The sequence below is a fragment of the Nodularia spumigena CCY9414 genome (assembly GCF_000340565.2).
GTDB lineage: Bacteria > Cyanobacteriota > Cyanobacteriia > Cyanobacteriales > Nostocaceae > Nodularia > Nodularia spumigena.
The window spans coordinates 3046205-3060245 of the sequence record NZ_CP007203.1; the positions used below are offsets into that span (position 1 = coordinate 3046205).

Annotated in this window: 11 protein-coding genes; 10 read left to right on the plus strand and 1 reads right to left on the minus strand. The window is 37.9% G+C overall.

Annotation, left to right across the window (positions count from 1 at the left end; translation table 11 throughout):
* The first annotated feature begins 24 nt into the window (after positions 1-24).
* From NSP_RS13220 to NSP_RS13265, 10 genes are all read left to right on the plus strand, one after another.
* A complete protein-coding gene (locus tag NSP_RS13220) occupies positions 25-999 on the plus strand; it encodes an ARC6/PARC6 family protein (protein ID WP_231859464.1) in 975 nt (324 codons plus the stop codon).
* A complete protein-coding gene (locus NSP_RS13225) occupies positions 999-2324 on the plus strand; it encodes a serine hydrolase (protein ID WP_006196520.1) in 1326 nt (441 codons plus the stop codon). Before NSP_RS13220 ends, NSP_RS13225 begins: the two co-directional genes overlap by 1 nt.
* Positions 2325-2462: 138 nt before the next feature.
* A complete protein-coding gene (locus tag NSP_RS13230) occupies positions 2463-2891 on the plus strand; it encodes a hypothetical protein (RefSeq protein ID WP_231859465.1) in 429 nt (142 codons plus the stop codon).
* 82 nt (positions 2892-2973) lie between these two features.
* Positions 2974-4368: a vWA domain-containing protein gene (locus NSP_RS13235; protein WP_006196518.1), complete on the plus strand. Its 1395-nt coding sequence runs from the start codon at positions 2974-2976 to the stop codon at positions 4366-4368.
* A gap of 84 nt (positions 4369-4452) precedes the next feature.
* A complete protein-coding gene (locus tag NSP_RS13240; protein ID WP_006196517.1) occupies positions 4453-4983 on the plus strand; it encodes an FHA domain-containing protein in 531 nt (176 codons plus the stop codon).
* 24 nt (positions 4984-5007) lie between these two features.
* On the plus strand, positions 5008-6798 hold the full coding sequence (locus NSP_RS13245) for a PP2C family protein-serine/threonine phosphatase (protein ID WP_006196516.1): 1791 nt from the start codon (positions 5008-5010) through the stop codon (positions 6796-6798).
* Positions 6799-6847: 49 nt separating this feature from the next.
* Entirely contained in the window at positions 6848-8947 is a 2100-nt protein-coding gene (locus tag NSP_RS13250) for a serine/threonine-protein kinase (protein WP_006196515.1), read from the plus strand.
* A 33-nt stretch (positions 8948-8980) separates the two neighbouring features.
* Positions 8981-10162 (plus strand): n-acyl-d-glucosamine 2-epimerase, encoded by a 1182-nt coding sequence (locus NSP_RS13255; RefSeq protein WP_006196514.1) that lies wholly within the window; start codon positions 8981-8983, stop codon positions 10160-10162.
* 50 nt (positions 10163-10212) lie between these two features.
* The gene (locus tag NSP_RS13260; protein ID WP_006196512.1) at positions 10213-10800 is read left to right on the plus strand and encodes a Uma2 family endonuclease; all 588 of its coding nucleotides are present in this window, start codon (positions 10213-10215) and stop codon (positions 10798-10800) included.
* Positions 10801-10823: 23 nt separating this feature from the next.
* Complete coding sequence (locus tag NSP_RS13265; protein WP_006196511.1) at positions 10824-11159, plus strand: XisI protein; 336 nt, start codon at positions 10824-10826, stop codon at positions 11157-11159.
* 165 nt (positions 11160-11324) lie between these two features.
* On the opposite strand, the gene NSP_RS13270 is transcribed toward NSP_RS13265, so the two are convergent.
* A complete protein-coding gene (locus tag NSP_RS13270) occupies positions 11325-14039 on the minus strand; it encodes a restriction endonuclease (protein WP_017804138.1) in 2715 nt (904 codons plus the stop codon).
* Between the last annotated feature and the right edge of the window lie 2 nt (positions 14040-14041).

A 14041-nucleotide genomic window follows, 5' to 3' on the forward strand; every position in this document is an offset into this window, starting at 1 on the left:
GTTGAAAACATATTTACTTTATCTGTGACTAAATTGATGAAAAAGCTAACTATTTGCTTGACATTATTAACAATATACGGATGCAGTCAACCAGTATTAAACTCATCCTCCTCTGTTTCTTCGTCTCCATTTCCAGGTTGTTCAGAGAAACCGGCAGTAACTCTGCGTGAACAAGATGTAGAACTAATTACGCTGAATGAGCAGACATTAACTAAATCTGGTCAAGCTACTGCTACTAAATCTCTTGGCTATCAATTTGATGCAGAATCAGGTCAAAAACTGAGTTACGCCACTGATGCTGATATTTGTATTTGGGTTTATACACCAGATAACCAAATTATTAACACCCTAGAATTACCCAAAGATGGAGCATATATTATTCAAGTTTCTGCACCTCAAGGTTTAAGAACATTTGATTTAAACATGAGTTTAACTAGCCTTCAAGCATCTTCTACTCCCACACCTGTACCAGTCCAAGCTTCCGTAGCTACAACCACTAATACACCTAGTGTCACTCCCAGTCCTTCCTCAGTCCCCAGACCACGACGGACTCCTTCATATACTCCGCCTCCATCCGTTCCTGTATCTGGTGCTGAACCAGCCCATGATATTAGTCAAGAAGAAGCATTAGAGATAGTTCAAAATTGGTATACAGCTAAACCTAGAATTTTTGGGCCACCTTATGACACAAGCTTAGTGGATAAATTGACAACAGGTAAGCTTTATTCATTTACTACAAAACCTGATGGACCAGTTGCTTGGTTAGAGAATAATAATGCTTACTATACCTATAAAAAATCTGAAATTACAAATATCGTAGATTTTTCTAATTCTGGTAGCAGACCATATATGAAAATCAAAGTTTTTGAAGAATTATATCTTCATGGGAAGAATGGAATTGACAGAAAAAATTCCGGCGCTTACCGTGGTAATTTTATCTACACATTTGCAAAAGAAAATGGAGTTTGGAAAATCTACGACTATAAGAAGGTAAATTAATGAATAAAAATATGAGAGTTCGTAAAAAACTTGTTAAAAAGAAAATGTCTATTAATTTCAAAAGATTCTCTTTGGCTTGTATGGTTTCATTATCAACACTCGTAATTCTTGGACTACTAATAAATAAAATTATTCACAGGGAAAATCATCAGGCCAAAACTCCTCCGCCGTTTACTCAACCTAAAATTTCTCGGTCTCCATCTTTTCCTCAAGTCAATTCTACTTGGTCTTCTCCTGTTTTATCCTCCCCCATACCAAAGAATCAAACATCAATAGAAATTCCTAAACAACCTAACAATCAAAATTTAACCACAACGACTAACAATGATCATTATGGAAACACAGATAGGCAACATATGACTCCTATTCCAGAAATTGATTATCAACAAGTTAAGTCGAATATAAGTTATAAACCCAAAAAACAACCAACTTTCACACCTAATAATGAACTACAAAGGCTAGTTAATGATATTGTAAGTTCCGTCCAGTCTAGTGGTCTTCCCACTGAACATTTATCTATAAGTCTAATTAATTTAAATAGTCCAAAATGCTGTGAGTATGCTGGAAAATCAAACGAAACAGCAAGATTTGCGGCCAGCATTACAAAATTATTTTGGATGGTGTATCTATATGGGCTATATCAAGAAGGACATCTAAAAAGAGGAGAAGTACCTGAAAAGGCTGTACGTAAGATGATTAAAGATTCTGATAACGAGTCTGCTAGTTTAATAGTAGATAAAATTACTCAAACAGAATCAGGTGATGAATTACCTGATGGTGAATTTCAGGTATGGTATCAGAAACGTCTTTCTTTGAATAAATTTTTTCAAGAAGCTGATTACAAGCTAATAAATATTAGCCAAAAGCTGTTTCCTACCTCTTACAGTAAAAATGATGGTCCTATGGGTAGAGATTTACAAATACGTAAACAGGATAATGAGTTTTATCCTCCTGTAAGGAATTATACTACAACGCATAATGTCGCTCGTTTACTACTTGAAATTGAGCAAGAGAAATCAATATCTAAAAAATATAGTAATCAAATGAAAACTCTTTTAAAAAGGAGCTTAAAAAAAGAGGATTGGCAAAATAAACAATTTAATGCTATTGAAGGCTTTCTAGGTGAATCTTTACCAGAAAATACTTACTTTTTATCAAAAATGGGATGGAACTCAAAGACTCGTAACGATGCAGCTATTATAGGTACTCCAGATGGCAAACATAAATACATCTTGGTAGTTTTTGGGGATCACCCAAGCTTTTATCAAGATAAAAAGATTTTTCCGGAAATATCACGTATGGTTTATGAACAAATGACTAAATAAAAAAGCTATTTATTTAAAGTTTGATTGATTGGTAAATTTATTTTGAGGTTTATCTGGAGAATGCAAAATATATTTAGAATCCTGAGACGAAACAAACCCCTACTATTTGGAAATGGGTTGTCTATTAGCAGCAATGCTATGATGTCAGTATTTATCGTCATTAATTGTCTGGTGAAAAATTTTATGGTGAAATATACATTTTCTCTCAAGGTAAAAGGTTCTGATCAAGAATATACTTATCATTTAGATTTACTCTCTCACCAAGAAAATCAGCCTCAGCAAGCTTTTACTGCTCAAGTACGCGAAAATATGCGAATTGATCTGCAAAATAAAAGCCTATGCGCTATTAAAGATCACCACCTAAATCAAATCATTCAGACTTGGATACAGGATATTAAAGAAGGTTTTAGAGATAGTAACATCACTCTGAATTTACCTTTACTCATTGAATCAAATATTGACCAATTATATGAACCAGGAAATCAACAAATCCCCTCCGTTATCAGTCCAGATTTATTAGATATAGAACCCCAATTAGGAATGCTACCACCCTTAAATTTTGCCTAAAAAAAGTCGGCACACAGGCTAATAATAAGTAATAATTTTTCCAGTCTACTTTCCTTCCCAATTCTCCATCAAAAAAAGCATCATGCCAAATGAACTCAATCTAGCCATTCGCCCACATCGGGAATTTATGCCTGCGGAAACAGCCGGACAGAAACTATTTCTGATGCTGAAACTTCGCCCCACAAAAGATGTAGCTGCCATTCCTCCTTCAACTACTTTTACTTTTGTGATTGATACCAGTGGTTCAATGTATGAAATAGTTGCTGGAGATACTACTCCCACTGGTAAAACTTATACAGTTGACGGCAAAGAATATACACAAGTAACTGGAGGCAAATCTAAAATTGATATTGTCAGCGAGTCCTTATTAGCCTTAATACGTTCTGGCAGACTAGGAGCAAGCGATCGCATAGCCATTGTCCAGTTTGATGATACCGCTTCCCAGATTATCGGCTTAACCAGTGCCACAGAAATTAATAAATTAGAAGATGCGATCGCTCAACTCCGTACCTTTTCCGGTGGGACTCGCATGGGTTTAGGTTTGCGCCGGGCTTTAGAGATGTTAAACAATCAACAAATGACCGTTCGGCGTACCCTCCTATTTACAGATGGTCAAACATTTGACGATGACCAATGCCGAGCGATCGCCTCAGATTTTGCCACCAATAACATCCCCATCACCGCATTAGGAGTTGGAGAAGACTTTAACGAAGACTTACTCACACATCTGAGCGACTCCACAGGTGGCACACTACTTTATATTGTACCCGGAAACGCCATTGGCACTCAAGTTTCCATTTCAGATTTACCTCACAAAATCATTGACGAATACACTCAAGCCCAGCAAGAAGTGATCACCAACCTCGCCTTAACCATCAAAACAGTCAAAGGTGTAGAACTTACCCGCATTGTTCGCGCCTACCCCACCCAAGCCGAATTCCCCTTAAATCAAGACCCTCATCCCATTGGTAACGCAGCCGCTAACGACGAAACCATCTTTATCCTCGAATTCAGCATGAACAGTCGTCCTGCATCCCGTGTCCGCATCGCTCAACTCGGCTTAACCTACGATGTCCCAGGGCAAAAAATCCGAGGTGAATTACCCCCTCAAAATGTAGTCGTGCAATTTGTCCCAGGACAAGGAGGCGCAGCACAAGTAGATCAAGAAGTCATGGATTATCTGCAACAGTGCAATATTTCCCACATCATCAACCAAGCCACAAAAATCGCCGAACAAGATCCTCAAAAAGCCGAACAACTCTTAGACACTGCACGACGGATGACAGTCAAAATTGGCAACCAAGCAATGGCAGAATCCCTCAACGGCGCTCAAGAAGAATTACGCAAAACCCGCAAAATTTCAGCCGGAACCCGTAAAACAGTCAAAATGGGAGCCAAAGGTAAAACCGTGAAAATGAGCAGCGATATTAACGAACAGCTTTCAGAAGCAGAAATGCGTAAACTCACAGGAACTTAACGAAGACATACCCCAAATTTTCCCACATCATGCTTCAACTGTGCAACTTCAATACTCATTAACTTACAAAGGAGTTATATCTAAATGATTACCTGTTCAACCTGTGGTTATGATCAAAACCCAGAAGACTCAGAATTTTGCGGTGCTTGTGGTTCAGAACTACAAAGCATAACAACAACAGCACCTACAGTTATTCAACCAGAAATACCATCACCACAAATACCACAACCCAACTATCCCACACCGACCCCCACTGCTCCTACTTTCCCCAGCACCACTGCAATAGCCAAGCTAATTCCTAAACAACCTGGTTCGCCCGTGCCAGAATTTATCTTAGATAGCAATGCTATTGTTGGCATATTTGACCCAGATATGGGGCCTGTTGATATTGACTTAGAAACCTTTTTTGGTGGTGAAACAGTTTCACGCAACCATGCAGAAATATACCAACAGGGGGGAGTTTGGCAAGTTAAGGATCTTGGCTCTACAAATGGTGTTTTCATCAAACCTGTAGGACAGACTCGCTTTGGAGCCAGAATTACCACACCTGAAACCGTAAATCCCGGAGATGAAATTGCCTTTGGCAAAGTTCGGTTTTTATTCCAAACTCATTAAAATGCCAACCAATTAAAAATCCCTATGTCCTCACTCCCGATAGACACAACCAATAATTTAGTAATTGAGATAAATAGTAGCCTTGCTATTGAAACTTTTCAACTAGAAGTTTTATCATATCTCGGTCAATTTACCACCGATGTTTATTACTTCCAAGTTAATATTTTATCAATAGATGATAGTAGCACCTCTAGTAAATTAGGTTTGCTCAGGGTAGGCGCAATTGATGGCGGACTCAGCCGAGAACTACAGCTAAGGCAAATACTCGGTGATTATAAAATGATTGCTGAACTTCTAGCTCACACCACAGCCGAATCTGTGATCATTAATCTTCATTCAACCAGCCACCAGCTAGAGGATGAACAGCCACAACAGAGAGAAAATGAGCAGGATAACAGCGAATTAGTGGCTAATCCTCTAGAATTAGCAGATACCTCCAGCCCATTAGACATTGAATCGAATTATTTAGAAGAAGAATATTATCCCGAACAAGAAATCATCTCTAACTCATCTACTAGTAAACTCATCCTACTTACCTATCTTCCAGATGAGACTCAAACATTAGAAACTTGGTTAAAAGTAGAGCATTCCTTAGAAGAATCTCTGTTTTTCACTAGCCAAGTTTGCCAATTTTTACGATATCTGCATCAGCGAAACTGGTGTTTTGTCTGTATTCTGCCTGAATTGATGCAAATGGGAACCCCCATGCAAATTTTTGATTTAACTAGTGCCTACCCACTGGGTGAAATACTCCCCTCTGGCTTGTTAGGAGATTATTGCGCTCCTGAACTTGCCTATGGGAAGAATCCTATCCATGAATCCATGAGTAGCTATACAGTTGGAGCATTATTATATCATGCTATTCACCAACAAACTTTGCCCCCAGAACAGTCTATTGATCTAAAAATTAGTCCCATTCCTCGGATTTATCAAATTCTCAAAATTTGCCTATCTCCAATTCCAGAAGCAAGATTTCCTCTGTCTCAACTATTAAGCATATTAGTAGAAACTCGTCAAGTATTTAATACATTCAAAATTCAGTGGCATATTGCCAGTCGTTCAACCGTCGGACTTTCAACAAATCGTTTACAAAATGAAGATAACTATGGAGTGAGACAACAGCAATTAAGTGATGCTGAAACCATGATTATGGGAGTTGTCGCTGATGGTATGGGTGGGATGTCCCAGGGAGAAGTAGCCAGTAAATTAGCTGTGGAAATAGTCATAGAAGAACCTATTTCTCCCAATTTGAAAACCGCAGAACAACGAAATGAATGGTTAATTTCATTATTTCAGAAAGTCAATGAATCTGTAGCCAGTCATGTCAAAGATGGAGGAACTACCCTCAGTGTAATTTTAGCGATCGCTCAACAATTAATGATTGCTCATGTTGGAGATAGTCGGATTTATCTGTTGCGCCAAGGAGAAATACGCCAGTTAAGTGAAGACCACTCACTGATTGCGATGTTAGTAGCCAGTGGTCAAATCACCCCAGAAGAAAGTATAGACCATCCAGACCGAAATGTACTCACAAAATTTTTAGGTGCAAAACAGAGATTAAGTGATGGCTATGTCCAAGATTTAAGACGTACAAACCAAGAATTATCAATCAAACTGGAGAACGAAGATATCTTACTGCTATGCTCAGATGGAGTTTGGGATTTAGTGAATGAAAATCACCTAGCCGAAATATTTAATAATCATCAAGACTTACAATTAGCTGTAGATCAAACTATGAACCAAGTATTAGAAAGGGGTGCATCTGATAACGCAACTCTCCTAGCCTTAAAATGTCGGATAGGAAAAAATAGTTAAATTCATATTTGCTATTAAAAAATTTAATTTAACTTATCTATTTAATTAAATGACTATTCAATGTCCCACTTGCCTCACCGAAAATGCTGACAGTGCAATTAATTGTACAGCCTGTGGTTCTCCCCTAACTTCTACTTCCAGTTTATCCACTTACCAATTACCTGCTGGCGCAATCTTAAGACAAGGAAGATATCAGATAGAGAAAGTTTTAGGAGAAGGTGGTTTTGGCATTACCTATAAAGGAGTTTATTTACAAAATTCAGCTAGCGTTGCTATTAAAGAACTTTGGCCAGAAAAAGCTGCTAGAAACGGCAATACAGTATATTGGCCTCATTCCATTACTCCAGTTGAGCGACAAAAACAGGTGCAAAACTTTCAGATAGAAGCTCATTACTTATCACAATGTGTCCATAGTAATATTGCTAAAGTATATGAATGGTTTGAAGAGAATAATACAGCTTACTTAGTAATGGAATTTCTTTCGGGGAAAACCTTATATCAAATCTTTAAAGAACAAGGTAAATTGCCAGAACATCAGATAAAACGTTATTTTATTCAAATTACAGAAGCCTTAAAAATAGTACATCATAACAAATTATTACATCGAGATATTAAACCAGATAATATTCTCATTGATCACCAAGATAGAGCAGTCTTGATTGACTTCGGTGCCACCAAAGAATTTATTGCCGGACAAACCCGTGAAATGAGCGTCACCTTATCACCAGGATATGCTCCTTTAGAACAATACAGTTACCGTAGTCAGCGTTGGCCAGCCACAGATTTTTATGCCTTATGTGCATCAATGTATGAATTATTAACTGAACAATTACCAGTTTCCGCCACAGATAGAGCTATATCAGATACACTGATACCTCCTCGAAAATTGTGTCCTCATCTCAGTCCCTTAATGGAAAAAGTGATTTTAACGGGGATGCAATTTCGAGTAGAAGACCGCTTTCAAACAGCCGATGAATTAATTGATGCCTTAAATGGTAAATTTGTCTCTCCCAGCCAAAAACGAGCCAGGGATTTAGTCCAACAAGGTGAATTAACAGCAGCTGTTCAAGCTTATGAAAAGTATCTAAAAATTGAACCAAATAATGGCGAAGCCGCAGTTGAACTGGCATTAATTCACATGCATCTCAATGAGAGTAAAGCCGGAATAGCTGCTCAGAAAGCAATTCAACTACAACCAAATGATGGTAGGGGCTATGGGGTTTTAGGGCTTGTCAATTGCCGTCAGCAAAATTGGTCAGCAGGTATAAAATATTTGCAACAAGCAGCCAAATTAGCTCCCCAAGAAACCTGGATACAAGCTAATCTTGCTTGGGCGCTAGGTAAGTCTGGTAATTGGCAACAAGCGGAGATAGCTGTAACTAAAGCCCTAGAACTAGATGCTAATTGCACTTTTGCTTTCGGATTACAAGCATGGATAGCTGTCAACCAAGAGCAATGGAAACCAGCCATTCGTGCTGCTACACAAGCAATTTTCAAGTCCAAGGAAACGCCATCTAGTGATTCTCAAATATTACAGCAATGGGTGTATCCTTATCTGATTATGTCCTTAGAAAAAGCGGTAGTTACCCAGCAGGCGAGGGATGTAGAAAGACGTGTACAAGAATTTATTAGTCAAGTACCTGATAGCGCTTTCGCTTTCGGATTTCAAGGTTGGAAAAAAGCCCTACAAGGGCTATGGAATGAGGCACTTTCTAGTTTTGAACAAGCAAGCCGCAAATCACAAGTTCCCGCATGGGTATTAATCAATCAGGGAATTACTCAAGAACATCTGCAAAATTTTTCAGGTGCTATTCAAGTTTACGAAGCTAATAATCAACAAGTACCTACTCATGCCTTGGCGTTATTTCGTCTAGGTACGTTGTATGGCAAATTGGGGGAATGGACAAAAGCCCGCTTTTATTTAGAAAAAGTCATTCAGCTAAAACCAAATTATGCAGAAGCTTATCACAACTTAGGTTGGGTTTTACTGAATATTAGAGGACAAGACAATCAAGTAGAACATTTCCGCGAAATGTTGTTAGCTTATCGTGAGGCTGTTAAACTCTATACACAGCAACAAAAATATTCATTAGCAGAAGAAATTAAACAAGCTTTTCAAGTGATTGGCATATTGATAACTGCTAACTGATAATGATTAAGTTGTTGGTTTTGGCAGAAATCTATGGAGTACGACTTTAAAACCCTAGCTGAACTTTATAAAAACGCCCTCTTGAATGACGTACTTCCATTTTGGGAAAAAAACTCCCTCGATTGGCAGCATGGCGGTTATTTTACCTGTCTGAATCGCCAAGGTCAGGTTTATGACACAGACAAATTTATCTGGTTGCAAAATCGCCAAATCTGGACTTTTTCTATGCTGTACAACCAGATGGAAAAGCGGGAAACTTGGTTAAATATTGCCAAAAATGGCGCTGATTTTCTCGCCCAACATGGCAGAGATGCTAAAGGTAATTGGTATTTTGCTCTCACTCGTGAAGGTCAGCCACTGGTAGAACCTTATAATATATTTTCTGATTGTTTTGCAGCGATGGCATTTAGCCAATATGCCTTGGCTTGTGGAGAAGATTGGGCGAAGGATGTGGCAATGCAAGCTTATAATAATGTGTTGCGCCGCAAGGATAATCCTAAAGGTAAATATAATAAGACCTATCCCGGTACACGCCCAATGAAATCCTTAGCTGTACCGATGATTTTAGCTAATCTGACTCTAGAAATGGCATGGCTGCTACCCAGCGAAACCCTGGAAAATGTCCTGGCTAGCACTGTTCAGGAGGTGATGACGGATTTTCTCGACCAGGAACGGGGGCTGATGTATGAAAATGTCGCCCCTGATGGTTCCCACATTGATTGTTTTGAAGGGCGGTTAATTAATCCTGGTCACGGTATTGAAGCTATGTGGTTTATTATGGATATCGCCAACCGGAAAAATGATACTCAGACGATTAATCAAGCCGTTGATGTGGTGCTAAATATCCTCAATTTTGCTTGGGATGCTGAGTATGGTGGGTTATATTACTTTATGGATGCAGACGGTCATCCTCTACAACAACTGGAATGGGATCAAAAGTTGTGGTGGGTGCATTTAGAATCTTTAGTAGCATTAGCAATGGGCGATCGCCTGACTGGGCGTGATGAGTGTGGGAAATGGTATCAAAAAATGCACGATTATACTTGGTCACACTTTGCCGATCCAGAATATGGCGAATGGTTCGGTTATCTCAATCGCCGGGGGGAAGTATTGTTAAATCTCAAAGGTGGTAAATGGAAGGGCTGTTTTCATGTCCCCCGTGCATTGTATCTTTGCTGGCGACAGTTTGAGGCGTTGGCTTTAAAGTCAGTTTAATTTCTGTTGGGAAGCTAAAGTGAAAATAGAGTGATTGTGCATAAATTTTTATGACTGTCGTCAAACCTAAGCGATTCACTATAGACGAGTATCATCGGCTGATTGAACTTGGTTTACTTACAGAGGGCGAACGCATTGAATTGATTCGAGGAGAACTGATGCAAATGACGGCAAAAGGAAGAGTGCATACAGTGTGTAGTTCTATCTTATGTCGCCAACTGGATCGGTTATTAGGCGATCGCGCAGTCATCCGTGGGCAAGATCCCATTACCCTACCCAATCAAAGTGAACCTGAGCCTGATATCGTGATTGCTAGAGGCAAAGATGAGGATTATCTAGTTCATCATCCCTACCCCGAAGATATTGTATTAGTTATCGAAATTTCTGATTCCACATTGATTTATGACCAAACAAAAAAGCTATCTCTATACGCAGAAGTGGGAATTGTTAATTATTGGATTGTAAATTTGCCGGCTCGTCAACTTGAGCGATACAATCAACCTTATCAAAATGCTCAAAAGAATTTTCACTATCTCAGCCAGCAAATTTCTTTATCTCACCAATCAGTACCAATTCCTGGATTTGAAGATGTCTTGTTGGATTTGAGGCGGATTTTTCCAGAGGGTGCGGCAGCTTAATTGATTAATAAGGTGATTGTGCAGTGGATAAAGTAGCAAAATATCAGGAATGTATTAAAAAACTACTAACTCGTTATGCTAGTAATGATGTTTCAGATCAGGACGTAGAAGTTCAACTCATCTTAGATACTGAGCATAACCATTACCAGTGGATGAATGTGGGTTGGCAGCAATTTAATCGTGTTTATCGATGTGTTATGCATTTTGACATTAAAGATGGCAAAATTTGGCTTCAGCAGAATTTAACTGATCAGAATCCGGCAGAGGAATTAGTTGAAATGGGAGTACCAAGAGAAGATATTATCTTGGGTTTGCAACCTCCCTTCAAACGGCAGTACACAGATTATGGTGTTGCTTAAAACTTTGTGCGATCGCGTATAATTTTATTGATTAAAAACCCTAAATAATGTAATACCAATTGGCGTAGATATAGCGAAGCTGTGTGCGAATCGTTGCAATACATCAATCTAGATTTTAACCATGTTTTGTCATACTACAAACTGAGGTTTTGTACTACTTACCCCTCATAACACTCTCTCTATATTTACCTCGTAATCTACTCCTAATGCTTGATTAAAATGCTTTTTACCACAAAGAATTTTACGGCGTTCATCGGGGCGTAATTCATCTAAATTTGTTGTACCTTTTGTCTCACGAATGAGGTAAAGAAGCGGTTTCCCTACTGCTTCTCCATGTTCGTCCCTATCTTCCATGATAATTGCCCAATCTGGATTATATTCGCCTACAGGTGTAGGTACAGTAAACCAATTAGGAAGTTTGACAAATAGTTGTACATCATCTCGTTTTTCTAAATCTGCAACAAATTTACCTTCAATACTATCTTGTATATTTTCGGCTTGACTATCAATAATTACATGATCATAAACCGAACGATTTGCCGGAATTAGATACTCTTGCCAAGTTTCAATTTCATCTTGAAATTGAGTCATTTCATACCAAGTATCTATTTTCTCATATTGAATCCCATTTACTAGATGATCTGCTAGTTTATTCTTAATAATTTGCACCGCTACCGTAGCAAATTCATGAGGATTAGAAAGCACACTTTTTTGATTACTCAACCTTTTTAAGATTGTTAATAAGGTATGACGAGTTAATGAGACAGAAGGAGTTGTATTCTCCAATAAGTCTACCATGAGAGTAATTACATTAGGTAAAGGTCGTTTTCCAGTTAACGTCATAGCCGTTTTACTGGTGCTAAGTTGCATGGTTTCTAATGTATCTTCATTACCTACCTCTACCCGTGCTTTAGTAATAGCAATGCGGGGAGGATTAATAGTTTTTGTGTCTAACTCATTCAGAACTTCCTCAATCAGTTTTTCTGTATGAATTTGCACAGCATAACGAGTTTTATGTTTAATTTTTTCCCACAATTCCTGAAACTCTGGTTTTAACAAATATTCTTTACGTAACTTAGCTGTACCTTTGTTCCTCCCATTAGCTGGTTTCGGTGGTACACCTTCTTTACCATACTCGTTTTCAATTTCCTGTTGCAGTGTTGCTACATATTTTTCATAACTTTCATTAGCAATTACAGTAAGAATGTTGATTTTTGGATCAAATATTCTTTCTCCTATTTGATTCACAGCTAACCGCACACCCCGACCAATTTCTTGGCGTTTTTTAGTTTCTGATGTTGTTTGGTTTAGTGTGCAGATTTGAAAAACATTAGGGTTATCCCAACCTTCTCGTAATGCAGAATGGGAAAAAATAAAAGCAACAGGTTCATCTAAAGAAAGTAACCTCTCTTTATCCTTCATAATTAAGTTATAGGCTTCTTCATCTTTTTTGGCTGTACCAGTTGTACTATCTTCAAAAACAGTTTCTCCTCCCTTTTTTCGTTTTTGGGCAAAATAAGCAGCTTGGACTTGTTCAGGTGTCAATGCTTCCCATTCTGGATAATTTACCTTTAACTCTTCAAAGGCTTGCTTAAATAACTGACAGATAATACCATCTTCACCAGTTTCTGTTTTATAGTTAGCAACTTTATCAATAAAGAATAGCGAAATAACTTTGATACCTTGGGATTTTAGTCTTTTTTGTTTACGGAAATGTTCTTCAATCGTGTAACGAATTTGTGACTCAAAGATAGCTTCTTTATCAGTTCCCTTCGATTCACCAATGCTAATTTCTAAATTATTCTTGAAAAGCACGGTTTGAGAACCAGGATTAATTTCTTCTATTTCAAAATCTGCATATTCACTGCGTTTAGCTTTATCAAATAAACAATCTCCTGGCTTTACTGTAATTACCTTTTCTTTAACTGTGCCATTTTTTTGTAATTGATGAATAGCAATTTTAGCTGTAATGGTTTTCTTTTGACTGGTAATATTTTCTAACCGGAGGAAGACCTGATTAAAATCATTTTCTTTAATCACTGAAGCAACTTCAATACGTTTAACTAAACCTTGATTATAAGCCGTAAAAGGAGTTAACCGATAAATTAAATTGTAGGGATTTTTGTGAGTTGCACTATAGCGGAGAATAAACAAAGGATGAAGAGATGCTAAAGCCGCAATACTTTTTTCACTCTCCATATTTTGCGGTTCATCTAAAATTAAAATAGGACGGGTTGATTGTACTAAATGCAGTGGTGTTTCACCCATTAACCTATCTGTACTCTGACGAATGACATTAGCAGCTTTATTGAAAGCATCTATTGTCATCACCATAATTTCTAAGCCGTCAGAAAGTGCAAATTGACGCACTTGAGAAAGATTGACAGAATCATAAATATAATAACGATAAGGTGGATTACTATAAAGTTGTCGAAAATGCCTTTCAGTGACTTTTAAGGTTTTTAAAACTCCTTCTCGTACAGCAACGGAAGGAACAACTATAATAAATTTACGCAACCCATAACGCTGAAATAATTGTAAAGCAGTGCGTAAGTAAACATAAGTTTTACCTGTTCCTGTTTCCATTTCTACAGAAAAGTTAGGAAAGGAAAGTGTTTTTTTACCTCTTATTGTTTCTATCGTTTTTTCAATATATTGGAGTGATTCATCAGGTAAAATATCGTTTTGTTTTTGAACTGCTTGCAGATTTTCTAATAAACTTGCTTCGTCTAAATCCAGACGATTCATGACAGTAGCAGAACCCCACTCTAAAATTAAACTCATGTCTAATTCTATGCGGGGTTGACCTTCTAATAAATTAGTAACGGCTTCAATAGCAGTAGTTTGGTATTCTTGGTTGGCATCAAATCTAAATTCCATCT